Origin of the sequence: Methylorubrum suomiense (assembly GCF_022179765.1) — a bacterium.
Classification (GTDB): Bacteria; Pseudomonadota; Alphaproteobacteria; order Rhizobiales; family Beijerinckiaceae; genus Methylobacterium; species Methylobacterium suomiense.
On sequence record NZ_BPRE01000002.1, the window covers coordinates 57,987 to 81,974 of the forward strand.

General features: G+C 69.7%; 25 protein-coding genes and 1 tRNA gene. 13 read left to right on the plus strand and 13 right to left on the minus strand.

All coding sequences use genetic code 11. The features are described 5' to 3' along the window. Window positions 1–3: 3 nt before the first annotated feature. Both MFF26_RS03555 and MFF26_RS03560 read right to left on the minus strand, forming a co-directional pair. Window positions 4–1,047, minus strand: coding sequence for a sulfate ABC transporter substrate-binding protein (locus tag MFF26_RS03555; RefSeq protein WP_137828569.1), 1,044 nt, complete (start codon window positions 1,045–1,047; stop codon window positions 4–6). Between the two features lie 255 nt (window positions 1,048–1,302). Continuing rightward, entirely contained in the window at window positions 1,303–1,449 is a 147-nt protein-coding gene (locus tag MFF26_RS03560) for a hypothetical protein (RefSeq protein ID WP_171015433.1), read from the minus strand. 270 nt (window positions 1,450–1,719) lie between these two features. On the opposite strand from MFF26_RS03560, the gene MFF26_RS03565 reads away from it, so the two are divergent. Beyond that, window positions 1,720–2,013: a hypothetical protein gene (locus MFF26_RS03565; protein ID WP_137828570.1), complete on the plus strand. Its 294-nt coding sequence runs from the start codon at window positions 1,720–1,722 to the stop codon at window positions 2,011–2,013. 315 nt (window positions 2,014–2,328) lie between these two features. On the opposite strand, the gene MFF26_RS03570 is transcribed toward MFF26_RS03565, so the two are convergent. The 4 genes from MFF26_RS03570 to MFF26_RS03585 form a co-directional block, all read right to left on the minus strand. Next, window positions 2,329–2,532, minus strand: coding sequence for a hypothetical protein (locus MFF26_RS03570; RefSeq protein WP_137828571.1), 204 nt, complete (start codon window positions 2,530–2,532; stop codon window positions 2,329–2,331). 190 nt (window positions 2,533–2,722) lie between these two features. Continuing rightward, complete coding sequence (locus MFF26_RS03575) at window positions 2,723–3,349, minus strand: cyclic nucleotide-binding domain-containing protein (RefSeq protein WP_137828572.1); 627 nt, start codon at window positions 3,347–3,349, stop codon at window positions 2,723–2,725. Window positions 3,350–3,414: 65 nt separating this feature from the next. Next, window positions 3,415–4,737, minus strand: a complete 1,323-nt coding sequence (locus tag MFF26_RS03580; RefSeq protein ID WP_137828573.1) for a flavin monoamine oxidase family protein — start codon at window positions 4,735–4,737, stop codon at window positions 3,415–3,417. Window positions 4,738–4,859: 122 nt separating this feature from the next. Further along, window positions 4,860–5,813, minus strand: a complete 954-nt coding sequence (locus MFF26_RS03585) for a Kelch repeat-containing protein (protein WP_137828574.1) — start codon at window positions 5,811–5,813, stop codon at window positions 4,860–4,862. 145 nt (window positions 5,814–5,958) lie between these two features. On the opposite strand from MFF26_RS03585, the gene MFF26_RS03590 reads away from it, so the two are divergent. Together MFF26_RS03590 and MFF26_RS03595 are read left to right on the plus strand one after the other, a co-directional pair. After that, window positions 5,959–6,687 (plus strand): sulfate transporter family protein, encoded by a 729-nt coding sequence (locus MFF26_RS03590; RefSeq protein WP_137828575.1) that lies wholly within the window; start codon window positions 5,959–5,961, stop codon window positions 6,685–6,687. Window positions 6,688–7,011: 324 nt separating this feature from the next. Beyond that, window positions 7,012–7,281, plus strand: a complete 270-nt coding sequence (locus MFF26_RS03595; RefSeq protein ID WP_137828576.1) for a hypothetical protein — start codon at window positions 7,012–7,014, stop codon at window positions 7,279–7,281. Window positions 7,282–7,697: 416 nt separating this feature from the next. Here the strand turns inward: MFF26_RS03595 and MFF26_RS03600 are convergent, their stop codons facing one another. From MFF26_RS03600 to MFF26_RS03610, 3 genes are all read right to left on the minus strand, one after another. Further along, window positions 7,698–9,329: an ABC transporter permease gene (locus tag MFF26_RS03600; RefSeq protein ID WP_137828577.1), complete on the minus strand. Its 1,632-nt coding sequence runs from the start codon at window positions 9,327–9,329 to the stop codon at window positions 7,698–7,700. Between the two features lie 14 nt (window positions 9,330–9,343). Beyond that, complete coding sequence (locus MFF26_RS03605) at window positions 9,344–10,369, minus strand: extracellular solute-binding protein (RefSeq protein WP_137828578.1); 1,026 nt, start codon at window positions 10,367–10,369, stop codon at window positions 9,344–9,346. Between the two features lie 96 nt (window positions 10,370–10,465). Next, window positions 10,466–11,539, minus strand: coding sequence for an ABC transporter ATP-binding protein (locus tag MFF26_RS03610; RefSeq protein ID WP_137828599.1), 1,074 nt, complete (start codon window positions 11,537–11,539; stop codon window positions 10,466–10,468). 186 nt (window positions 11,540–11,725) lie between these two features. Here MFF26_RS03610 and MFF26_RS03615 point away from each other — a divergent pair. Beyond that, window positions 11,726–11,799: transfer RNA gene (locus MFF26_RS03615), tRNA-Gly, on the plus strand. Window positions 11,800–12,310: 511 nt separating this feature from the next. Here MFF26_RS03615 and MFF26_RS03620 read toward each other — a convergent pair. From MFF26_RS03620 to MFF26_RS03635, 4 genes are read right to left on the minus strand one after another with little or no spacing between them, the layout of a single operon-like run. Then, window positions 12,311–12,550, minus strand: a complete 240-nt coding sequence (locus MFF26_RS03620; protein ID WP_238307468.1) for a hypothetical protein — start codon at window positions 12,548–12,550, stop codon at window positions 12,311–12,313. Further along, complete coding sequence (locus tag MFF26_RS03625) at window positions 12,547–12,783, minus strand: hypothetical protein (RefSeq protein ID WP_238307469.1); 237 nt, start codon at window positions 12,781–12,783, stop codon at window positions 12,547–12,549. Before MFF26_RS03625 ends, MFF26_RS03620 begins: the two co-directional genes overlap by 4 nt. After that, window positions 12,780–13,289 (minus strand): hypothetical protein, encoded by a 510-nt coding sequence (locus MFF26_RS03630; protein ID WP_238307470.1) that lies wholly within the window; start codon window positions 13,287–13,289, stop codon window positions 12,780–12,782. Before MFF26_RS03630 ends, MFF26_RS03625 begins: the two co-directional genes overlap by 4 nt. Beyond that, window positions 13,279–13,686 (minus strand): hypothetical protein, encoded by a 408-nt coding sequence (locus MFF26_RS03635; RefSeq protein ID WP_238307471.1) that lies wholly within the window; start codon window positions 13,684–13,686, stop codon window positions 13,279–13,281. The genes MFF26_RS03630 and MFF26_RS03635 overlap by 11 nt, the downstream gene beginning before the upstream one ends. Window positions 13,687–14,068: 382 nt before the next feature. Here MFF26_RS03635 and MFF26_RS03640 point away from each other — a divergent pair, with 382 nt between their 5' ends. From MFF26_RS03640 to MFF26_RS03680, 9 genes are all read left to right on the plus strand, one after another. Then, window positions 14,069–14,605 (plus strand): hypothetical protein, encoded by a 537-nt coding sequence (locus MFF26_RS03640; RefSeq protein WP_238307472.1) that lies wholly within the window; start codon window positions 14,069–14,071, stop codon window positions 14,603–14,605. Window positions 14,606–14,703: 98 nt separating this feature from the next. After that, window positions 14,704–17,289, plus strand: coding sequence for an AAA family ATPase (locus MFF26_RS03645; protein ID WP_238307473.1), 2,586 nt, complete (start codon window positions 14,704–14,706; stop codon window positions 17,287–17,289). A 13-nt stretch (window positions 17,290–17,302) separates the two neighbouring features. Further along, window positions 17,303–17,545, plus strand: coding sequence for a hypothetical protein (locus tag MFF26_RS03650; protein ID WP_238307474.1), 243 nt, complete (start codon window positions 17,303–17,305; stop codon window positions 17,543–17,545). A gap of 37 nt (window positions 17,546–17,582) precedes the next feature. After that, on the plus strand, window positions 17,583–17,957 hold the full coding sequence (locus tag MFF26_RS03655; protein ID WP_238307475.1) for a hypothetical protein: 375 nt from the start codon (window positions 17,583–17,585) through the stop codon (window positions 17,955–17,957). Between the two features lie 138 nt (window positions 17,958–18,095). Further along, on the plus strand, window positions 18,096–18,467 hold the full coding sequence (locus MFF26_RS03660) for a L5-gp82 domain-containing phage-derived protein (protein WP_238307476.1): 372 nt from the start codon (window positions 18,096–18,098) through the stop codon (window positions 18,465–18,467). Beyond that, a complete protein-coding gene (locus tag MFF26_RS03665; protein ID WP_238307477.1) occupies window positions 18,464–18,907 on the plus strand; it encodes a hypothetical protein in 444 nt (147 codons plus the stop codon). The genes MFF26_RS03660 and MFF26_RS03665 overlap by 4 nt, the downstream gene beginning before the upstream one ends. Before the next feature lie 38 nt (window positions 18,908–18,945). Continuing rightward, window positions 18,946–19,296: a RodZ family helix-turn-helix domain-containing protein gene (locus tag MFF26_RS03670; protein ID WP_238307478.1), complete on the plus strand. Its 351-nt coding sequence runs from the start codon at window positions 18,946–18,948 to the stop codon at window positions 19,294–19,296. Between the two features lie 847 nt (window positions 19,297–20,143). Further along, the gene (locus MFF26_RS03675; RefSeq protein WP_238307479.1) at window positions 20,144–22,273 is read left to right on the plus strand and encodes a hypothetical protein; all 2,130 of its coding nucleotides are present in this window, start codon (window positions 20,144–20,146) and stop codon (window positions 22,271–22,273) included. A 41-nt stretch (window positions 22,274–22,314) separates the two neighbouring features. Next, entirely contained in the window at window positions 22,315–22,830 is a 516-nt protein-coding gene (locus tag MFF26_RS03680) for a hypothetical protein (RefSeq protein WP_238307480.1), read from the plus strand. Window positions 22,831–23,988: the final 1,158 nt, after the last annotated feature.

Consider the following 23,988-nt stretch of genomic DNA (forward strand, 5'->3'; position numbering starts at 1 on the left):
AACTCAGCGCCCGGCCTTGCTCAACTGATCGAACAGGCCGCCATTGTCGAAATTGGCCTTCTGGATATCGTCCCAGGACCCCAGGACGTCCTCGATCTTGAACAGCTTGATCTCGGGCAGGAGGGCGAGATCCTCCGCCTTGGCGGCCTCGCGCTTGATCGGCCGATAATGGTGCTTGGCGAAGATCGCCTGCGCCTTGTCGCTGTAGAGGAACTGCAGATAGGCCTCGGCCTGCTTGCGCGTGCCCTTCTTGTCGACATTGGCATCGACGAGCGCCACCGGCGGCTCGGCGTAGATCGAGGTCGGCGGAACGACGATGTCGAATTTGTCCTTGCCGAACTCCTCCAGCACGAGGAAGGCCTCGTTTTCCCAGGTGGGGAGGACGTCGCCGAGACCGCGCTGGGCGAAGGTCACGGTCGAGCCGCGGGCGCCGGTGTCGAGAACGGGTACGTTCTTGTAGAAGCTGCCGACGAAGGCGTTGGCCTTCTCCTTGTCCTTGCCTTCCTTCTCGTAGGCGTAGCCCCAGGCGGCGAGGAAGTTCCAGCGCCCGCCCGCCGACGTCTTCGGGTTCGGGGTGATCACCTTCACGTCGGGCTTGGCGAGGTCGGCCCAATCCTTGACCGCCTTCGGATTGCCCTTGCGGACGAGGAACACGACCGTCGAGGTGTAGGGCAGGCCCTCGTTGGGAAGCTTGGTGCGCCAGTCCGCCGGGATCTTCTTCGAGATCTTGGAGATTGCGTCGATGTCGGAGGGGATGCCGAGCGTCACCACATCGGCCGGGATACCGTCGATGACGGTGCGGGCCTGCGCTCCCGATCCGCCATGGGCAGCGCGGACCGTGATGGTCTCGCCGGTTTTGGCCTTCCATTCCTCGGCGAAGACCGCGTTGATCTCGCGATAGAGCTCGCGGGTCGGATCGTAGGAGACGTTGAGGATTTCGCTCTGCGCCCGGGCGCCGCCGGTGACGCCCAGCGTCAGCGCCAAGCCGAGGAACGCTGCCCGTCCGATGGGGGCGAGGGCGGTTCGGGTCGGTTTGCCTGAGATCACGTCGTCTCACCTCCGCGGGGCAGGCGCGGCCTGCCGATCGACGAAGGAAGTGTTCTTTTAAACGAACGATGTCAAGCGAGCGCTGGTGCGCTTGGAAATGCTGAATTCGGCTTGGTGGTCCTTCAACAACCGATCGAGTAGGGCGGAAAGGGGTAGTTTAGAAAAAATTGCTCCTCAGCGGAGCTTTGGTAGGAGGCGCTCCTCCTACCGCCATGTTCTATAGAAAGAACGTTTGTGGATAGTGAATGGGGCTGATCAGGCCGCTGCCCACTCGATGGCGAGCCACAGGCCTCGGGCGACGATGAACCACCACGTCATCGTCAAGGCCAATGCGCAGAACAGTCCCAGCATGGCGAAGCGGCGATGGACGAGGCGGCGGATCGGGTCGGTGACAAGCTGCATCGGGTTTCCAGTTCGACGAAGGGGCTCGGTGTCGGAACGGGTCGGGCGTGCCGCCCCGATCCTCCTCCCGTCCCGTTTCGGGACATTCGCGTCCGGGCAGAGGAGGATTCGTTTAACCACCGCAACCCGTGGACCAGCCGGCACCGACCCTCGACATCCTTGTTTCCGCTGCGGAATTCGATCGCGCCTGCGACGGCGAGCGGACGCGACGGCGCCTGGGCTTCCGTCTTGCAGTGCAGCGCGAAAGGCTCCGCCGCGGCGGGGACGCCCTTGATCGCTCGCTTCAGGCTGCCAATGTCCGCCTCCGAATACCCCGACACCGCATCGCGCCCGGCGCCCGTCCTCGGCCTGTTTTCAGACGGTTTCGCTGCCCGGCGCGGCCCGTATCCCGCTGTCCTGCCCTTCACCCATGCCTGCGATCCGACGCATCGCTTCGCCTTCTCGGTGGCGGACGATTGGTATGGGCGCTGGAACGTTCTTCCGTGGCGCCCCCCGGCCGCGGCCATTCCGGAAGCAGCCATCGTCTCGCTGTCCCGTCCGCAGGATCGCGTACTGCATAGCTGAGCATTCCCCGGGCATCGGCCCTCATGAAGAGTGCCGATGCCCGGAGACAGACCGACGCGGCGCAAAGAGAGCACGTCGCCTCACAACCCACTACCGGGGCAGCCGGCTCGTTCTTGGGATCTGCCAGGATTGCGGCGACGTGTGCGACCTGGAGCGGCTTTCCCGCAGGCTCCGGCTTCGCTTAAGCTCGTCGAATGGAAGAGAATCAGCTCCGCGAATCCCGTGCGGCCCTCATCTTGATGGCGGTGGCGGTGTTCGCCGTGCTGGCCTTCGGCGCCGTGACCTTGATCGTCCAGGCGGGCTGAGAAGGGCGCGTCAGCTGGAGAGCTGCCGCAACTGGCGGTCGATCGCTTCGAGGGCACGCGCCTGATCGGGATCGGGCTCCGGACCGCTGACATAGGCGAGCGTCACGCGGGCGATGCGCAGGGCGGTCGCGAGGTCGCGACCTTCGCGGCGCGCCTGCTCGATCACGGTGGCGACATCCGCCATGACCTGAGCCTTCGCCTCGTATCCCCTCATGGCGCAAAGCCGCCTGTAAGCCCCGAGCCACCTCGACGGCGGCCACGATCGTAGCATTGCCGGGAATGGCGATAAAACATGTCGGCGCGACCCATGATGTTTTCCACCGGCAAAGGCAACATCGCCGCTCAACGAGGCGGAAGAGCGACTTCGGCCCTTGTTATGGAGTTCGGCTGATTAACGTTGCCCGTTAGAGCACCTCCGTGCCGGCATTCTCCGGCCGCAGCGTTTCGGCTGCACCTTGAAACAGGCGTTCACTCGTCAGTTTGAGGAAGTAGAAGCCGAATTCCGGGTTCTGGTAATAGAGCTGCTTGACCTCCGAATAGCTGAGGCAGAGGGCCGTGCCGGCCTCGACGCAGGCCAGCGAGCCGGTGCGCAGATTGCCCGGCGAGAGCATGCCCAACTCGCCGACGATATCGCCGGCCTTCACGTCGAGGCCGTGTTCGGCGATGCGGAAGCGCCCGCTCTCGATCAGATACATCTCCTCGGCCTTATCGCCCTTCAGGAAGAGCACGTCGCCGGCCCGGAAGCGCCGGGACGTGCCGAAGGGTTTCAACCAGTCCAGAGAGAGATCGCCGGAAGCCGCCTTCTCGGTGTCGCGGACGAGGCGGACCATCTGGTAGAGCCGCCACGCGTTGAAGGGGATCTGGATCATCTCGGTCAGGACGACCGGCGCGCTGCCGATCAGGAAACCGTAGGTGATGACGGCACAACTGGCGCAGAGGGCCACGATCCGCAGCGGGATCATTGTGCTCATCGCTGTCGAGGCAATCGTCAGCCCCGTCCCAAGATAGCCGATTACCTCGATCCAGTTCATCGCCGCCCCCGCGTCGTCGTTACGGTCGCGGTTCGCACCGATCGTGCCCGAAATGCAAGATCAGCTTAGGTATCGGCGCGCTGATCCGGTGGCGACAAGCGTTCCGCAACAGAATCGGCGGTGCGGGTTCCCTCCTCGAAGGCGCCCCCCGCCGTGCCCCATTGCAGGCGGGAATTGGCCTCCCCGGCGAACCAGATCCGATCAGCCACCGGATCACTGAGGATGGCCCGCGCAGGCGCGTGGCCCGGCGGCACGACCGCCCAGGATCCGCGCGACCACGGATCGTGGCGCCAACCGGTGACCACGGGCACGGCGAGATCGCCCAGGGCGCGGTGGCCGAAATGTTCGGCCAGGACGGCGCGGGCGAAGCGGCGTTCCGCGTCCGGCCCGACGCGGCGTGCGTCGGCGGCTTCCGCCGAGGCTGCGTCGAGTTCGAAGTAGTGGAACGGCGTGTCGTCGATGCGGGTGAGCATTCCAGGCGGCTTGTGGCGGCCGCCGACGATGCTGGCGAGCCGGTCACGCCCGTGAAACGGCGCCGAGGGCCAGTGCAGCACGACATGCTCGTAGGTGCCGGAAAGGAAGCCGTCGATCGCGGCGCGGCTGCGGGCCGGGAGGGGCGGATCGAAGCGTATCGTGCGCTGAAGTACCGGGATCGGTACGGTGACGATCGCCGCCCTGGCCGCGAGCGTTCCGCCGTCGTCCAGGCGGATCGTCACGCCCGGACCGGTGAGATCGATGCCGGAGATCGCGGCGCCGAGGCGGATCGGCAGGCCGAGGGCGAGGCGGGCGAGATAGGCGCCGTAGCCACCGGCGATGAAGAAGTTGTCGCCGTATTCGAGGCTCGGCCAATCGTGCAGCGACACCTCGGTCAGCCTTCGGCCGGAAACGAGGGCATGAACCAGACTGATCCGCTCCCGCCACGGCCCGAGGCTCGGCGGGACCGATCGCGCGGCCGGCCCATCCGCCTGCCGGCCGGCGGCAAGTGTCATCGCGCGGTCGGCGACGTCGAAGGCGCGGGAGAAGGCGGCCTGTTCGGAGGCCCGCCCGCGCCGATTCCTGACCCAAAGATGCCCGTCCTGGGCCGCCCGCCGCAGCGGCTCGCCGCGGGCATGGCCGAGCGCGACGAGCGGGTTGACCGGACCGGCATGGAACCAGTGCGCTCCGAGATCGATCGGGCGGCCGCGTAAGGAGGCGGTGAAGGCGCGACCGCCGACCCGGTCGCGCGCCTCCAGCACGGCGACCGACACCCCGCGCGCCACCAATCGCCGGGCCGCCGCGATTCCGGCCGCGCCCGCACCGATCACCGCCACGTCCGGCGCGGCGGGCAGGGGGGAGAAGCGCGCGGGGGTGGTCGAGCGTAAGCGGACGTGTTCAGGGGCGAGGGGCATGCGTTCCGTCTGTGTGGCGGAGGGCGCCCGTCATGTCGGATGCGCCCCCGCTCGCAACAAGCAGTGCTCGGTCGCGTCCACCAGAAGAAAATCGAAGACGAAAGGGGTCACGGCTCGCTTCCTCAGCGTCCCGGTGCGGACCCCTTCGGATCGAGCACTTCCACCGTCCCGGATCGGTCGCCCCCCGGTCGCGGGCTGCCGGTCAGGGTGTAGATGCGCCCGCCATAGGTCACGGCGCCGAAGCCGTGGCGGGCCGTCGGGAGGCGGGCGAGGGCGCGCCAGAGATTGGCCGGCAGGTCGAAGGCCTCGACCTCGTCGTAGGTCTTCACCTTGGACTCGCCACCGATCACGAAGACTTCGCGGCCGAGCACCGCCGATGCGACGCCGCTGCGCGCCGTCGGCAAGGGAGCGGCATCGCTCCAGCGGTCGGTGGCGGGATCATAGACCTGATTGATCGTGAGATTCCGGCTCGAATCGCCGTCGATCCGTCCACCCGTCGCGATGATGCGGCCCTCGACCGTTTGAACCGCCAAGTGATCGCGCGGTGCCGGGAGCGGTGCGGCCCTGGCCCAGGAATCAGTTGCCGGATCATAGATCTCGTGGGTCGCGACGTTGATTCGGCCCGAGCCGCTGCCACCGACGACATGGATCTTGTCGCCCAGCGGCGTCGCGCCGCCCGCCGCCCGCGGCGTCGGCAGATCCGCGCGCCGTTCCCAGACATTCTTGCGTGGATCGTAGGACCAAGCCTTCTCGCTGGCCTCCCAGCCGTTCACGTAGCCTCCGAATACGAAGATTTTGCCGTCGCGCTCCGCCGCCATGGTGTGGTGGACCGGATAGGGGAAAGCCGCGCCCTTGCTCCATGCGTCGGTGGCTAGGTCGTAGATCAGCAGTTCCGTGGCGCCATTGTAGTCGCCGATCACGTAAGCCTTGCCGTCCAGGGCCGCGACGGCGACCTCCGAGCGCTCGGCGGGGGCCGAACTGGCACCGGCCCAGGCGCCGACTTCATGGGCGGTCACCGGGCTCGCGGCCGAGAGGAGACCGAGCAGGATCAGGCAGGGGAGGGGGCGTCGGGTCATGTCGGGTCTCCGGCGTCTGTGCCGCAACAACGCGGCAAAGGGCCGGAGAGGGCCGGGCATTGTCGGGGCTTGCGCCAGCGGGCCGTTGCGGCGAGAAACCCGGCGAGGCGGGCACGGGTCAGTGGATCGGGGGACTTTCGGCGCGATGCTCATTAAGGCCGCTGCCGCGGCTCTGCGCCAGGTGCTTTCCCCTGCGCTGCGCGGCATCCTCCTCAAGTCCTTGGCGCTCACGATCGGGCTGCTGATCGCGGTGTGGTTCGGACTCACCCGCCTGATCCAGGCCTTCCAGGCGAGCCACCACATCTCGGCGGATTATCCCTTCCTCGACACGCTGGCCTATTTCCTGGCCGGCGCCGGACTGTTCGTGGCCCTCGCCTATGTCATGCCCGCGGTCTCGATCCTCGTGGCAGGCTTCTTCCTCGACGATGTAGCCGAGATCGTCGAGCGGACCGATTTCCCAAGCGAGCCGACCGGTCGCGCGCTGCCCTTCGGCGCCGCGATGTGGTCGGCGGCGCGCTTTGCCGGGCTCGCCCTCGCGGTGAACCTCGTCGCGCTGATCCTCGTCTTCGTACCGGGGGTGAATCTCATCGCGTTCTTCGGCGCCAATGCCTACCTGCTGGGCCGCGAGTATTTCGAACTCGCCGCAGGCCGCTTCCGGCCTCTGCCCGAGGCGCGGTCCATGCGCGAGCATTTCAGCGTCACGGTGATCCTCGCTGGCTGCCTGCTCGCCGGGTTGATGGTGGTCCCGATCGTCAACCTCGTCACCCCGCTCTTCGGCGTGGCGCTGATGGTCCATCTCCACAAGGGACTCGAGCGCAAGACGCTCCTCTCCGGTCCGGCCGGTCCGAACGCTCGCCTTCCCCACGGACCCTGAGCGCCCGGTCCGTCCGGCGGTGCCATCATTCGGGATGCGATGGTCGGAGCGCGGCGCCGGTCTCGCGGCGGACGGCGATCGATTCTCGCAATCACGATCCACCGAGTGGGAAGCCACAAGGTGAGATCCGCGACGTTGTTGCCAGCCTTCGAGGCAGCGCGGCGTCTCGTGAACAATTGTGCTGAAGATCGCTCGCACCTTTAATCCGATTGGTTGCGTGCGTGTCGACACATCCAAGATGGATGTCGATCCCTATATTCTGTTTCAGCAGAGAGAAACAGACCCGATACGAGGGATGTGCTTCAGAAGGAGTATGAACACCCTATGAAGACGCGAGTCACCGCCGTCGTTGCCGCCGTTTTGCTCGGCGTTACCGCTCCGGTCTCCTCCGCCTTGGCCATGGGCACGATCGCTCCGCTGGAGCGAAAGGTGCCCGTCACGATTTTCCATCCGGAAGTGACGGGGTCGCTGGGTGTTCACGACGACCCGAAGTTCACCCGTTGCCCGATGAGTTCGGCCGCGGAGGGCAATGCCAATCAGCAGCACTTTCCGGTCAAACAGTATGGCCAGACTTCGGGCGGTACGCGCTGCTGACCCCGACGGCGCGCTTGATCAAAGCGGGCCGATAGGGACGAAAAATACTGCAAGATTGTGGTTTCGGCTGGCGTTATATTAGCCGAAATCACTCCGCAAGAGGAACTGATCTTCCGAAATTTCCCCGGTTCACCGGGTTGATCCGATGTCACGGCGTTGTGATGGATCGAACCCTGTGGCGGCCCGCATTGTGCCTCAGGACCAAGGGCCGTCCGGCTCGGGTCCAGAGCGATCTGCGGACGCCATCGAAACCCAGAAACCCGATCTCGAGAATCCAGGAGTCGATCGAAGATGCAGCTGAAGCCCATTTCCTACGCCATGATCGCCGTGTTCGCCTGTGGCCTCATCGTGACGGCCATCGGTTCGGTCAGCGTGCTGATGGGCCTCTGATCGGGCGCATCACGGCCACTGGCCGGTCATCCCCGGCGGAAGACCGCATCGCGGTCGAGCCGAAGCAGGAGGATGACCGGTAGAAGACCGATCCCCACGATCAGGAGCGCGGCGGCGGCACCGTCTTCGTAGGTGCCGCGCGCCGCCTCTCCATAGAGATGCGTGCTCAAGGTTTCGACATTCAGCGGACGCAGGAGCAATGTCAGCGGCAGCTCCTTGGCGATATCCACGAAGGCCAGCAAGGCTCCGCTCAGGAGCGCGGGCCAAGCCAGCGGCATCTGCACGGTGAGAAGCGTGGCAATCGGCCCCCGTCCAAGGACTCGGGCCGCATCGGGAATCGTGCGCGGGATGCGCGCGAGCCCAGCCTCCGTCGCCCCCACCGATACGGTCAGGAACCGCATCCCGTAACCGAGCACCAGGGCGCCGCCCGTCCCGAGCCCGACGAGGGCCAAGGGGGAGCCCGTCAGGGCCGCCATTCCGGAATCGAGCAGCGCCAGGGGCGTGAGCAGGCCGACCGCGAGCACGGTGCCCGGCATGGCATAGCCGAGAGCCGCGATGCGGATCATTGCGGCCCCCGATCGGCGCCCCAGCAGGCCGGGTGCCGCCGCGATCAGCAGGCCGGCGACGACGGTCAGCAGCGTGGCGGCGCTTGCATACAAGACGGTGTTGCCGGCCTCCGCCAGAAGCGTGTCGGGCAATCCCGCGCCTCGGATGCGTTGCCACGCCGAGACCACGAGATGGCCTGCGGGCAGCAGGAAGCCAGCGAGCACGGGGAGGCCTCCGAGCATGAGGGCCGCGATGGCTCGACCGCCCCGGAGCCGCCGCCGCGCCGACATCCGCTCCCGCTGTCCCGAACCGGCAAAGCCGCGCCCGCCGCGGGCGAGCCGTTCCAGGCCGACGAGCAGCAGGACGCCGGTCAGCATCACCAGGGCGATCTGCGCTGCACCGGGCAGGTCGGATCGATTCACCCAGGTCGCGTAGACCTGCACCGTCAACGTGCGGACACCCAGGAATTCCGCGGCGCCGACATCGTTGAGGGCCTCCATCAGGGCGAGCCCGGTGCCGAGCGCCACGGCCGGCCGGGCGAGCGGAAGCGCCACGCGCAGGAAGGTGCGGCCCGGCCCGGCGCCGAGCATGCGCGCCGCCTCGAGCAGGCTGCCGGCCCGCATCAGGAACAGGGCCCGCGTCGGCAGATAGACGTAGGGATAGAGGACGAACCCGAGGAGCAGGATGCAGCCGGGCAGGGAGCGTAGATCCGGCAGAACGAGGTCGCGCGGGCTGGCAAGTCCCAGCATGGCCCGCAAGCCGCTCTGTATCGGGCCGAGCGGATGCATCAGGTCGAGATAGGCGTAGGCCACGACATAGGTCGGCACCGCCAGGGGCAGCAGCAGCGCGGCATCGAGCCAGCGCCGACCGGGAAACTCGAAGGCCGAGACGAGCCACGCCGTCCCCGTGCCGAGGCCGATCACGAGGAGGCCGACGCCCCCGAGAACAAGAGCCGTATCCCGGATCGCCTGCGGCAGCACGTAGGCGGCGAGATGCGGCCAGAGTTCGCCCGTGCCGTCGACCGCCGTCGCCATCAGCGAGAGGACGGGCGACAGCAGGAGCGCTGCGAGCGCCAGGGCTGCCGCCCAGCCCAAGCCGCGCGCGGCCGACATCGTGGAAGCGGGGTTCAGTTGTCGAAACCCACCTTGTCGACGAGAAGGCTCGCCGCCTTGCGGTTCCGGGCGATCTCGACCAGCGACGTCGTGTCGATGCTGAGCGTCCCGAACGCGGACAGCAGCGGATCCACCGCGGCCCCGGGCTTCACGGGGTACTCGTAATCCGTCTTGGCATAGAGCGCCTGGGCTTCGTCCGAGACGAGATATTCCAGAAGCTTGACCGCTTCCTCGCGGTTCGGCGCATGCTTGGCGACGATGGCGCCCGAGACGTTGACGTGGGTACCGCCGTTCTCGAAGGTCGGTAGCACGACCTTGATCGCGTCTCCCCATTTCTGCTGATCAGGCCCGCCGCGGCCGGAGCGCATCAGTCCGACATAGTAGGAATTGGCGAGGCCGACCTCGCAGAGATCGGCGGCGATGTCGCGGGCGACATCCCGATCCCCGCCCGTGGCCTTGCGCGCAAGATTGGCCTTCACGCCTCTGAGCCAAGCTTCCGTCTTGTCCGGGCCATGGCGGAGCAGGAAGGCGGAGATCAACGCGGTGTTGTAGGGGTGCTGACCGGGGCGGATGCAGATCTTGCCCTTCCAGGCCGGATCGGCGAGCGATTCGTAGGTGGCGGCTTTGAGATCCGCCAAGTCCTTGTCGGCGTAGAGCACGCGCGCGCGCATGGAGAGGCCGAACCAGCGTCCCTCCGCGTCGCGAAGGGTCGCCGGCACCGCCGATTCGAGGGTCGCGGAACGGACCGGCTGGGCGAGATCACGGTCGACCAGCTCGATCAGATTGCCGATATCGACGGTCATGACGACGTCGGCGCTGGACCGGGGGCCCTCCGCCGCGACGCGCTCGGCCAAGCCCTTCTCGACGAACACCGTGTTGACCTTCACCCCGCTCTTCGCGGTGTAGGCGTCGAGCAACGGTCGGATCAGGCCCGGTTCGCGGGTCGTATAGAGATTGACCTCTGCAGCCTGCGCGGCGCCGGCGAGCATCATTGCCCAACCTATGCAGGCAAAACATCCGGCATTATGCAGGCGCGACATGTAAAGATTTCCCCGGTTCGTCGAGACGAGCCGGGTGTTATACATGGATTGACTATCCGGCAAGGCGGGTTTGTTTATATTTATTCTAAATATACTTTAGGCATCGTCGGCTCTGGCCCGATCGCCAAACACCAGGGTTCTGTCCGCCACGAGGCTGATGCCGACGATGTCCGTCGGCTCGGCATCGGCCGGTAGGGTGACCAGCAGCGATCGATCGAGGCCTTCGACGGCGAGCTCCAGGCGCAGGTTCGAACCGGCGAAGGTCCGGCGCAGGACCCGGGACGGACGGCCCTCGCCGACGGGCCCGATTCGGATCGCCTCCGGCCGCAGGCAGACGCGCACGGCGCCTTCGCCGATCCGGGAGGGCCGGGGCAGGGAGCCGAGGGGCGTCTCGATACCGCCCCCGACGGCGTGACCCGAAATCTCGACGATGGCGCCGAGCGCGCGCGCGGCGGCAGGGCTTTCGGGAGAGCGGTAGAGCGTCTCCGCCGTTCCACACTGGAGCAGGCGACCCCGGCGCATCAGGGCGATGCGGTCGGCCACCTCGACCGCCTCCGCCGCATCGTGCGTCACCAGGATGGCGCTTGCCCCCGCCTGCCGGAGAACCAACACGGTGTCGGCCCGGACCCGATCGCGGGTCCCCGCATCGAGATTCGAGAACGGCTCGTCGAGAAGGAGAACCCGCGGGCGCGGCGCGAGTGCGCGGGCCAGCGCCACCCGCTGCGCCTCTCCACCGGACAGGGTGCCCGGATAACACTCCGCCTTATCGGCCAGACCGACTTCGGCAAGCCGCTCCAGGGCGACACGCCGCCCCTCGGCGCGGTCGAGGCGGCGCAGGCCGAAGCGAACATTGGCCAGGACGGTGAGATGAGGAAACAGGGCGTAGTCCTGAAACATCAGCCCGACGCCGCGCGCCTCCGGCGGCACCGAGCGACCACGCCCGGCAACAGGGTGGCCATCGATCCTGATCTCGCCCGCATCCGGTTCATCGAGACCAGCGATCAGCCGCAACAGAGTGCTCTTGCCGCATCCGGAATCACCGAGCACGGCGAGGATCTCGCCGGCATCGAGTGTCAGGGAGATGCCGTTGAGCGCGACGGCGCGGCCATAGCGTCGGCTCACCGCCTCCACGGCCAATCGCGGTGTCCCGAGAGCCCGCTCCTCCGTCATACCGCGACCGGACAATCCGACACTCCGCTGGACATCGTGCGCCCCGGTCGTGCCGCGACTTTACGGAGAACGCCCCAACCCGCCTCCGTCATCCCGACGCGTATGTGCGAGGGGAGGCGAATGGGTCGAAGACGGAGCGGGGGCGATCTTCTCAAAGCCCGCGCCCCGTGATATCCGGCCGCTCATGCGGGTGTAGCTCAATGGTAGAGCAGCAGCCTTCCAAGCTGAATACGAGGGTTCGATTCCCTTCACCCGCTCCACCCCTCCCATCGCCGTTTCCTGAAGCCTGGACAGTTGCTTAGGCGCGGTCCCCGCACAGCTTCGGCTCGGGTCTGAACCCTCCCGATACAACATCGATACAACGCGCAGCCCAGGCTTCTGCGCACTCATGATTCGTGGGGATAGCTCGTCGGACCCCGTCGGCGGCGCCCCTTGCGGCGCACCGATTCGAGGGCGATCTTCCCCCTCGACTGCCGAGGCAAGGCTCTGCTCTTCTAACCGCAAGAAGCCGTCACGCGTGGCGCTGACGGAAATCCGGGGAGGCCAAGTTCCCGGGTGGAGCACCGTAGAACCGGATAGGTTCGTCAGGTGGCATCAAGGGGCTCGGGGCAACCCAGGCCCCTTCGCTTACGTCAGCCGGACCCCGGGCGTGGGAGAGCCGGCGCCATCGGGCCTACGGGCACGGTCCCCGGAAGGGGTCAGGGTATCCCCCGAGAGCTTCGCCCCGAGGCCGCTAGGCCGGACGGCCCCCGAAAGGGGGCCGCTCTCGTTTCAGGATTGCTGCGCGAACGCCTTCCGCCAGTCGATGGGACGCTCGCCGGCAGGCTCCGTGCCGAAGGCGGCGCGACGCGCCCATCGGTGAACGGCGCGATCCTGCTCCGGCGTGAGCGTGGCCGCGTTCGCCGCCTCCCACTTGGCCGTGAACGCCCTGGATGCCTCCGCCTTCGCGTCCCCGGGAAGCGTCAGGGGCGGCGCGTTCGTGAAGATGCGCCCGGCCCATGCGTCGATCATGCCTGTCCTCCCCGCTCCGCCGACACGTCCCCCAGGGTGGCGAAATAGCCGCGCGCCAGATCCTCCAGGTCGAACGAGGGTGGCGTAGGGACATCCCAGTCGACCAGTAGCGTGACCGTGGTAGCCGGGGCGGACACGATCTGCGACGAGAACGGGTGGGGCACGAGCCGCATGCCCCCGGTCGGCAGGTTCGCCAGGGCCGCATCGGCGGCCGCCTTCTCCCGCTCGCTCATGCTGCCTCCTTCGCCGGAACCGGCGTGCGACGGACGACCGAGGCGTCCCATTCGGGGTAGCCCCCGATCAGGTCGATGTGGCCGAACATGATGCCGTCCTTCTCGTCCTCGTCGACCGCGAGGTCGCCCTGCAGGGCGGTGCAGTCGATGGTGCGGACGGGGCGCTCCTCGTCGAGTGACATCAGGCGGGCCCGGCAACCGACGCTGCCCCATCCCATCAGCGTGTTGCGGCCAGGCGCCCCGTAGGGCCACTCCCACGGCTCGATCACGAGGTTGTCCGGGGAGATGATGTTGTCGATGTAGTCGAGCTCGCCGACGTCGTAGAAGAACGTCACCGACCACCCTTCGCGCGCCGCGAAGGTCCGATGGGATGGGCTGTCCTCAACCGTGTTCTCGGGCGGGTCGGCGCTCTCGACGATGTCGAGGAGCGTCCAGACGTCCGGCAGGCGCCCGCGGATGGCCTCGAACGCGATGGCCTTGTCGAGCTCGGTCGTCTCACGCCACATGGCTCTCTCCCACCCCCATCAGCATCTCCCGCACCTGGTCGCCGAGCCCGTGCTGTTCGGCTTCCGCGATCAACCTCGCCCGTTCCCGGGGCACGTAGTCCGGGTGCAGGTATTCCGGCACGGGAGCGGCCGGTCGGGACGGGAAGTGCAGCGGCGCCGTCTGGACGAGGATCTCCCCGGGGCGCAGGTCGCCGGTGAGAGACACCCAGGAGGTGATCGACGCCTCGAAGGCGTCGAAGTCCGACATCGCCCGCAGCGCGGCGATGCGTGCCATCTCGGCCTCGGCCCGGCGTCGATGCCGGAGCTCCCGGACCGCCTCGTCGAGGCGCCCGGCATCCTCGTCCCCGAGCGCGGCGACGGCGCGCGCGAGCTGGTCCAGTCCCGTGTCCGTGAGCATGTCCCGGTCCCTTCCCACGGGGATTCTACGGGGATCCCCGGATTCGTACAGGGACGCGCCACAGGGGTTAACGGGATCGCAGAAAGCGCTCTTGGAATGTCCTCTATAGACGACACGAAATCCGAGCCCCCTCGGGACCCGAAAACGAGTGTCTTCTACAGACGACATTTTCGGGCTCGGCCGGGCGGCCATTCGTTAACGCGCTCCCGACCGGCAACTCGTTTACGAGTTACCCGGACGGGCGCCCCCGCCGCCCTTGCCTCGGCGGATCGGCCTCGGGCGCACCCCGCCGGCGGGGGCAACTCGCATACGAGTTAGTCGCCCCCGCCGGTGACCCTCGACGTTAACCACGTTCGCCGCGGTCCCGTGCTATCCCGGGGCCATGGAGATCACCCTTCAATACGTGTCGCCGGAGCTCTGGCCCCGCCCCGAGGGCTGGACCGCCGTCGGGCTGATCGGGCGCCAGGCACTCGCCTACGACCCGGAGCGGCGCCCGTTCCTCGTCGGCGAAGGGGAGCCGCAGCCGCTCGACGGCGACGAGGTCAATGCATCCCTCTACCCCGCCATCGAGGCGGCCGCGTCCAGGCTGTGGCCTAGCGGATGGGCGGCACCCCTGTCCGACGTCTTCAAGCTCGACCGACGCGCCGTGACGCCGAGCCGGATCGGGAAGAAGGGCCTGCCCCCGCGCGTGTTGCGCGCCCTCGCCAGCCTGGCCGACGACGACGAAGCCGCCAGCCGGGGCTATCTCATCGTGGCGCTGGCCCGCTACGTCGACCGCTATTCCTATCCGCGCCAGGGCCTGGAGGAGAGCCGCGAGGACGTGCGCCGCGACGTCGACGCCTGCATGGATGCGCTGCTCGACGCACGGAGGCGTGGACCGATCTTCCCGTCCCGGCGGACGGAGGCCGACGAGGAGTGACGCGGTAACGCTTTCGAAAGGTTTGTCGGTCTAGTCCTTGGGATGAACGGTTGGTTTTGACCAGCCGTCACTCGGATAGGTCCTAGGAGACCAGACTGATGACGAAGCCCCCCTCGAAGGGTGCGGCGCCGCTTGAGCACGTCCTGGCCGGGAAGGCCGGACTGCATCGCGGCCGCATCCCCAGCGACCTCTCAGCCCGCATCCTCGCCATCGCGCCCTCGACGGCGCGCCGCAACCGTGCCGCCGTCCTGCGCGAGTGCGGTGGCGACGCGTTCCTCGCCGCCCTCTGCCTATCCCTGCACGCGACTTGCCTGGACACGCTCGCCTCGCCTGCCGGGACCGGTGACGAGGCCATGCTGGAACCCCTGTCCCTCGCCTGGGGCTCGCTCCACCGTACCGAGGCCCAGTGGCGCACGGTTGGGCTCTGGACGCCGGAGATCCCCGGCGTGAACGCCCCGGCGCGTGCCGTCCTGCATGACGCCCTGACGCTGTATCTCCACGCCCTCTGCTACGCCGCGGCGACGCCGGTCCTCGTCGACACGCTGTGGGCCTACGCCCGGGCCGGGGGCGAGCTCGCCCCCGCCTTCGTCCTGCGCGCGTCCGGAACGGCGCTGCTCGACGAGGGGGGCGACGACGCGTTGCCGGAGATTGTCCCCTTCTACGACCCGACGGACCCGCTTGGCATCGCCGAGGTCCACGCCAAGACGTTCCTGCGGTCGACGAACGCGGCGGCCCTGCCGGCGCGCCCGACGCACGCCGAGGAGATGGATGACGACCGTGCGGGCGTGAACCGCGAGGAGGCGTCGGACCCGGACGCGACCGACGAGACCTTCTCCCCGGTCGAGCTCGTCGTCCTCCATCAGCTCGCCCGCACGCTCGACGCGGTCCCGGGGCTGCGGCAGGCGCTCGCGGAACGGGACGTCGTCGTCACGGTCGACGTCCCGGAGGCCCTGTCGCTCCTCGCCCTGGACGGCAGGCCGAGCGCGATGCTCGACCTGCCGCTCGGGCTGCGGAAGCACCTCGTCAAGGACGCGCCCAAGGGGAGCGACCGGGACCGGCGGGCGCGCGAGTTCCTGGCCCTGCTTCGGCATCCGGGCGCGATCCTGTGCCTTTCGCCTGACGCGGCGTCCCATCTGCCGGTTGCGGCGCTGCTGGCGGCGGAGCACCGCCTGACGCTGGCCCCCATCGACGCGTCCGACGTCGCCGCCGCGATCCGCTCGACGACGGGCGCCGCCTGCTCCCCGCGGGACCGGCGCGCGCTCGACGGGCTGCGCGTCTCCGCGGAGCACCTGGCGGTGTCGGTCCGCCCCGGGCGGGCGCCGGCGGACTGCGTCGCCCACCTGGTCCGCCTGGCGGCCCCGCCGGTGCCGACGGGCCGCGGGCGGGACATCACGCTGGACGAGCTCCACGGCTGCCGTGAGGTCGTGGCATACGGCCGTGAGGTCATCCGCGACCTCCAGGCATGGAGGGACGGTGCACCCTGGTCTTCGGTCGCAAGCGGCGCGCTTCTGTCCGGGCCACCCGGGACGGGCAAGACCCTGGGCGCCCAGGCCATCGCCGCCAGCGCGGGGATTCCCCTCCTGGCCGCGTCGCTGGCGCAGTGGCAGTCCGAGGACCAGGCGCATCTCGGGACGACGCTGCGGGCGATGAGGCGCTTCTTCGCCGAGGCCAAGGCGCTGGCGGCCGGGAAGCGCGGATGCCTGGTCCTTGTCGACGAGTGCGACGTTTTCGTCGACCGTCGTACCGTCAGGCACGCGCACGCCGACTACGTCCTGGAGATCATCAACGCGTTTCTCGAATGCCTGGACGGCGTGGGCGGCCGGGAAGGCGTCATCGTCGTCGGGACGACCAACGACGCCAACCGCATCGACCCGGCCATCCGTCGCCCGGGACGGCTTGGGCGCCACATCGAGATCGGGCTGCCGGACGCCGGGGAGCGCGTCGAGATGCTGCGCGTGCGCCTCGGCGACGACCTGCCCGGCGCCGACCTGATGCCGGTCGCGTACCGGACCAAGCGCTACACCGGGGCCATGATCGAGGCCCTCGTCGAGGACGCCCGCCGCCGGGCAAGGCATGCCGGGCGCCCGCTGGCCCTCGACGACCTGCTCGCGGTGGCGGGCACGGGCGACGAGGCGACCCCGGCCGCCGTCCTCGACCGGATCGCCGTCCACGAGGCCGGTCACGCCCTGCTGGCTTACCTGGAGGAGCCCGGACGGGAGATGGTCCTGGCCCTGCAGACGCGCGGCGAAGAGCGCGGATGGATGGCGGCCAAGGACCCGCACCAGGGCATCTGGACGCGCGCCGCCGTCGAGGAGCACGTCCGGATCATGCTGGGCGGGCGGGCGGCCGAGGAGACGCTCCTCGACAGCGTGAGCTCCGGGGCGCGCCAGGACCTCCTGACGGCGACCCGCATGGCCGTCGGCCTGATCGGCGAGTGGGGGATGGGCGGCCGCGGCCTCGTCGCCGTCGAGCAGGAGCCATCGATGGCGCTGGCGACGGATCCCCTTCTGCGTCGGGACGTGCAGGAGCTCCTCGACCGGCTCTACGGCGAGACCCTGGCCACGGTCCGCCGGCACGCCGGCGCGGTCCGCCGCGTCGCCGACGCCCTGGTCGAGCGGCGCAGGCTCGACGGCGACGAGGTGGCCCGGCTCGTCGCCGAGCCCGCCGCGGCCCTGGTCCGCTAGGGGGGCCATCGTCGTGACGCTCCTCCAGCCTCCCAGCGACGCGGGCCAGCTCCGCGTCAGCAGCCTGCTGCTCGTCTCGGCGCTCTCCCGCGCCGGCGACGACGCCCTCCTCGCCGACGGCGTCCGCGTCGTCGCCGACATGATGGCCCGCGTGGCCTCCGGCGAGCTCGACGCAAAGGCGGCCGCCGCCGACGCGGGCCGCCTCGCCCGCATCCTGTTGCGGACCGGATCGCGCCGCGACCCGGCCTGCCACTGACCCCCCCCCCCCCGTCCCACCCGAAGGAGAGACCACGATGTCAGAACCAGCCAACACCGACGTCCACCCGTCTAACCGGGCCGATGCCCGCGAGGTCCTGCGGGCGGTCTTCGCCGCCCACTCCGGCGTCGTGCTCCGCATCGAGGCAGCCGCGGAGGCCGGCGAGATCTGCGAGCTCCTGGCAGACGCCTACTGCCAACGTGCGGATCGCGCGGCCCAGCGGGCCATCCGCGGGCAGATGTCGCCAGAGGAAGCCTCGCTAGTCATCGCGCGGGCAGAGTTCGAGGCGTTCGCCACGCCCCCGCTGCAGGCCGAGGACCGCAGCATCGATCCTGTCGTGCGCTGGTTCGACGTCGTCCGGAAGCCTCGGTCCGAGCCCGTGGACGCGCCCGGAGGCTCCGATGCCGCCTGACGCCATAGCCACCCCGGCCGCGCGAATACCGCGGCCCACCCCGCGGGCGCCGATGGGCGCCCGACCCGGCCAGGCCGGCATGCCCCATCCCGGCGCGTCCCCCCGCGCCGCCGTCCCCCAGCTTCCGGAGCGCCCCCCATGACCGAGCCATCCCCCGTCCACGTCTACTGGAACCGGACCGTCAAGGTCTGGAGCATCCGCCGCGACGGCATCGTCGTCGACCGCCGCCCGTCCCTCGCCCTGGCCGGGTGCGCCCTCCACGCCGGCGAGAGCGCCCGTCTGCGGTGCGAGCGTACCGGCCAGCGCGATGTCCATGCCTGGATCAAGGGCACCCTGGCCGACGGCGCGAAGCCCGCCGACGCGGTGCGGATCGGCTACCGGCCGGCCGAGCCCGGCTTCCGCCGCCGCGACACGAACGAAGTCGTCACCGCCGCCCGCCACGTCTGGTTCGAGCCGGATGGCACCGCCTGGGCGCTCGCCCCCATCCCTTCCCCGGAGACCTGCCAATGACCGTCGCCCGCGTCCTCGCCCTCGCCGCCGTCCTGCTCGCCGCCAGCGTCCCGGTCGAGGCGGCCCGCCAGGCCCAGCCTGTGCCGGAGCCGCCGCCATTCCCTCAGGCCGGGGACAGGTTCTACCTGTTCGTGCGGGGGCCTGCCGCCGGCGGCCGCGCGGGATTCGCGCGGGTTTACGCCGACCCTGTGGGCGACGCCTGGGCCGTCCAGGTCACGTGCGGGACGGTCGATCTGAAGACCGGCAAGGAGCGCATCGAGCTCCAGGCCATCGGCAAGGGCGGCCGGGACCGCTGGGGCAGCCTGGCGTGGACGTGGACGCTCGTCGGCGGGGGCGTCACGGGCGGCGGCGGGCTCCTGCGCGAGAACGGCGTGACGCCAACCGTTCACATGGCGCCGCCGTGCCCGTCGGGCGTCGGCGAGCTCTCGTCTGGTGACTAGCCAGGCCGGGGCGTAGCCTCGACCGGAGGAGACACGTCATGCGCCGCAGCGAGTACGACGACGAGACGACGGACGGCCCCGAGATCTCGGTCCAGGATCACGCGACCGCCGAGGCCGCACGGCGCCGGTGCGACGTCGGCGAGGCCGTCCGCGGCGTTCGCCTCGCGCGCCGCATGCCGGTTCGGCGCCTGTCCGCCGTCACCGGCATCCCGGAGCGCACCATCGACGACCTGGAGGCGGGGCGGCCGGTCGACGTCGGCACCGCCATCCTCGTCGCGGAAGCGGTGGGATTCGATGCCGTGTCGGTCATGACACGCCTCGCGCGAAACCCGACCGAGGCCGCCCCGCAGGCCGACGAGGACGCCCGCCTACCGTCCCCGCTGGACTAGCGCCCCGGCCGAGATCCGCGATCATCCCCGGCGGAGGACCTCGCCATGGACCGGACGTGCGCGACGACATGGGCGATCTGCGCCCTCGGGCTAGCGGTGGCCGGATGGGCTGCCGTGAGCACGCCGCGGCCCGCGGTGAGCACTTCCGAGCATCGCGGCGACATCCCGCGGGTGCGGGGGGCATCGCACAAGCCCGAAATCGACCCGGCGGTCACATTCTTCGTCACCCGGGCTGCGACATCCGCGCGCTAGGCCCAACGATTTCACCAATGAAAGGGAATGCTTCGCGAAAGGGCGCACCGGTGCATGGACGGGCGACGCTGTCCTTGCCGGGGCGGTGATGGCGGGCGGACGGTCAGGGCTGGCCCGGGATCAGCCCTCCGTCCGAGGGTACGTGACAACCAGAACCGGGGGTCTGTCGAGGGGAAACGGGCGTCCCATGCGGATGGACGGGTATAAGGATCGGGGGGAGGTCTGACCGGCTCGGGTCCCACGGTCCGGGTCCCCATCCCTAAGGTCTCGTCGGGCTGCGCGGGAGGGGTCTCGGCAGTCGGCGTGACAACTCGAACGGGGGGTCTGTCGAGGGGAACGGGACGGTCTCATGCGGATGGACGGGTATAAGGGTCGGGGGGAAAGTCATGGCCGGTCGGGCTTCCACGGTCCGGGATCTCCCCGGCGGGTCTCGTCAAGGCCTGTGGCGGGGGCTTCCGGCGAACCGGCGTGACAATCCGGAACCGCGAAAAACCTGCCCTTCGCATAGACGAAATGCGCGATTAAGCGTTGCGGTATGCGGATGCCCTCATATAATGGTCGGTGGGGAATAGGTCTCCGGAGCTTCGCCCTCTCCGTGTCAGCGTCGACCGAGATCTTCGATGCGCTCGCCCCCCAGGCCCGGGCCTATACGCGCCATGTCCATCGGACGACCGGCGCCCCGGTCACGGCGGAGGCCATGGGGACGTTCCTCGGTCAGGCGGTGGCGCGGTACGTGGCCGGCGGCGGGGTCGGCGAACTCACGGACGCGGTCGTCGAGGATACCTGCCGGTCGGTGACGCGGTTCTGCGTCGCCATGCCGGTGCGGGGCTACAGCGACGCCAGGCAGCGCCTGTTCCGGGCCATGGCCCCCAAGGCGAAGGAGTGGGCGAAGGCGGACCGCCGGGCCCGGCGCGCGCTCGTCGACCGCGACCGGCTCAGGGCCCACCTCCATCGCGAGGCCGCGGCCTTCGTGGCGGTGCCCGGGCAGGCGTGCCGGGACGAGGAGCGGGAAGCGGTCGTCGAGGCCCTGACCAGGTTCTTCGGGCGCATGAAGGCCGTCAAGCCCCCGGTCGTCCGACCGAACCGGACCAAGGACGGGATGCAGGAGACCGACTTCCAGGTCGGGTCGGTGCTGGGCTACGAGAAGTCGGTGGCGGAGGATGAGGGGCGCGAGGCTCGCCATCTCTCCATCGACGTCATCCACGCCCGTCTGCGGACGGAGCACGTCGTCCTGACGGACGGCCGGACGTCGAAGGGCCTGAAGGGCGTGACGCGGGCCTCGGTCCGCGGCGCCGTCGAGCGCCTCCAGGGCCAGCCGCGGCGCGCCGGCAGCATCGACCGCCTGTCCCCGACCGCGCGCGACCTCGTCGGCGCCATCGAGGCCGAGCTCCGACAGGGGCGCATCAGCGTCGTCGAGACGGACGCGGTCTGCCGGAAGCTCTGGGCCCCGGCGAGGACGCCCGAGGGCCGGCGCCAGCACGTCCGCCGCCTGCGCGTGGCCGCCGAGGCCATCGAGGCCGCGGACATCGGGCTGCACCTCGCCGTGGTCGGGTCGCACGTCGTCGTCGGGCGCGGCCGCCGGCTCCCCGAGGGCGAGAGGCTGCAGGCCACCGTCGACGCCGCCGTCTCGCCCCGGCGCGGAAGGAAGCGCGTCTCCGTCCTGACCAGCGGCCTCGTGCCGTCCCGCAAGGGTCTATGGGGGACGCACGAGGGACAGGTCGCGCAAGCGGTGTGCCGGGTCGCCGCCAGTCAAGCGGGCCACGACGACGTCTGGGTGGCGCTTGTCGAGGTCGGGCAGACCGGGGCCGCGGAGGACTTCTCGGCGGTCTGGGACGGGGCCGGCGAGCCCGTCCAGCACGACACGCTCGCCCTCGCCGACGCGGTCGAGCAGGCGGCCGTCAGCCAGGCCTACGGGCGCCTCTCGGGGCAGGCCTCGTCCGGCGTCGCCCTTGTCCGAACCGTCGTCGAGCGCGCCCGGGACGCCGGGCTCGACCAGGCGTGGGCCGCCTACGTCTCGAAGGGCGACCTCGCCGACCGTCTCCGCCGCAGCACGACCGGCGCCCGGGAGCGTGTCCGGCGCATCGGGGCGGCCCTGTCTCGGGCCACGTGCCCGGAGGCCTGGGAGGCGGCGGTGCTCATGGATGCCTATTCCGTCCGCCCCGGCCGCCGCCACTCGCACCCGGTCGTTACGATGCCCCGCGCGCCCAAGCCCGTCGTCGCCCCGGCGCCAGCCCCGGAGCCGCAGTTCTACCCGACGCACGTCGCGGACGCGGTGCTCTCGAAGGACATGGTCGAGGAGATCTTGGCGCACTGGAGCGTCAACGCGGTGCGGCCGGCGATGCAGGCCATGCGGGCCATCTACCTCGGCTACGACATTGAGGACGCGAAGCAGTTCGACCTCGACGAACTCGCGGTCCCGGCGACCGTGGATGAAGTCGCGGAGGGACTTCGGCGCGTCTTGAGGTGGTGGAAGACGCCGGAGCTCGCGATGGTCGCGAGCCTCGACGAGGAACTGAGGGGCGCGCTGCGCCAGGCCATCGTCAACGCGGGCGTCGCCCTGCGCGAGCACGGCAGCCTGGCGTTCCGCTACGCCGCCGGCGTTGTCCTGGTCATCGCGGCCTATGCCGGTTCGGTCGACGGTGCGCGCAGCCTGCCCCGTCGCCTCGCCGAGGCGGACGAGCGGTTCCGGTGGGGGATCACGCGCATGGCGGACGCAGCCGCCTGACGCCCTAGTGGGATGCATGGTCGAGGGGCACGATGCTCTCCATGACCGAGCCCCGCACCCCCGAACGCGAGATGTCCGCCGCCGCCCGCCGCCGCGCCGCCGCCGCCGACCGCGCCCGCCGGTGGCGCGAGGAGCAGCGCGAGGCCGAGCTCGCCCGCGAGGCCGAGAACGCCGCCCTGCGGACCGAGATCACCGCGCTGCGGGCCGAGTGCCAGGCCGCCGCAGTCCGCGAGGATAAGGCCGCCCGGCTGCGTGCGGAGCACTACACTCTGCGCGCCGAGCGTGACCGGCTCTGGACGCACTTCGACCGTCTGGCCAAGGCCGACACCGTCGACGAGGACGTCATCAGGGCCCTCATCAAGATGGGCGCGATCCGCCGCTCGCCGGCCGGTCCGCTCGCCATCGGCCGGCCCACGGTCTCGGTAAGCGACGTCATCAACGTGGCGGGCCTGGTTCGGTGCGGCGGACAGGAAGCAGGGCAGGCAGCGTACGACGCGGCTCGCGCCCATGTCCTTGAGCGCGTCGCCATGCTCGTCCCGACGTCCTACGATGCGTAGGGGCACCGCCTGCGTCGCGCGGAGGCGTGGGAGGGTGTCACCGAGATCAAGAGCCGCTTCCATCTTGGTGGAGCCGGCATCGGCGTTTGGACAGCTTTCCACCGCGCGGTCATTAGGTTGGCTCGCGCAACTCCAAGGATGCGGGCCAGCTCCTCGCCAGGCGGGCGAACACGCCGGCATCGGCCCAGGCCGGGCGGGACCCGACCACGTAGAGGTTCTCCTGGGCCCGGGTCGCGGCGACGTTGAGGATGTTGGGCGCCTCTCCCGCCTATCCCCGAGTACCCCGCTGGGCTGGCATCGGGGTCCCAAGGACGAGAATCACGCTGTCGGCCTCGCGGCCCTGAACGGTATAGACGGTGCCGATCCGCTCGCGCTTCCAGCGGTAAGTGTCCTGGGTCCACTTCGACAGGACGCCCTATGCCAAGATGCGTTCGCGAAGGCGCCGGGCCACAATGAAGAAGGGACTAATCACGTGGAGGTCGAGGTCCGGCAACCCGGCATCGGAGACGCGGCGCAGCATGTCGAGACCACGGCCCCTCGGCGTCCGACCACTTGTCCTCGGTGTGCCCGCCGGCCAAGTCGAGCCATTGGGAAGGTCCCAGGACGTCGCGGATGGCGGAGGCCCGGCTTGGCGTCGCCCGGGCACGCTCAAGAAGAAGATGGGCGTTCGGGTCGCGTTCGGGCGCTGTTTCGAACCCTGCGATGAGGGCCGCTACGCTCGCCGGGCCCGCTGAGGACGGGAGGCCCGGACGGCCCGGGCGCTTCCGGTTCAGGCCATGCCTTGAGGATGCGGGCTTGGGGCGAAAGCCACACGCCAGGGCCCCTGCGGCATCGGCCGAACGCGGGACAGATGCGCCCTCTCCGTGCAGAAGGCTCGCCGGCGCCGGGGTGGCGCGGCCCCGATGCTGTGAATCGTCAAGCCTGGACCCATAATGGCGTCGGCCCCTCGATCCGTTCACTCCATCGCAAACCCGACGCCTTACACTCAAGCTTCCCCGGCCGGCGCAAGCCGTCCCATCCCCTCGTGCCCCGCCTTTCATGCAGAGCCACGCCACCTCTCCCAGACGCCGGGACGACCGTGCCGCGATCTCACTCGGGCAGGCGGTGTGGGAAGGCGTCGCGCCCGTCGTCCGCATCCGCAGCCCGGCCGGCGCGGCC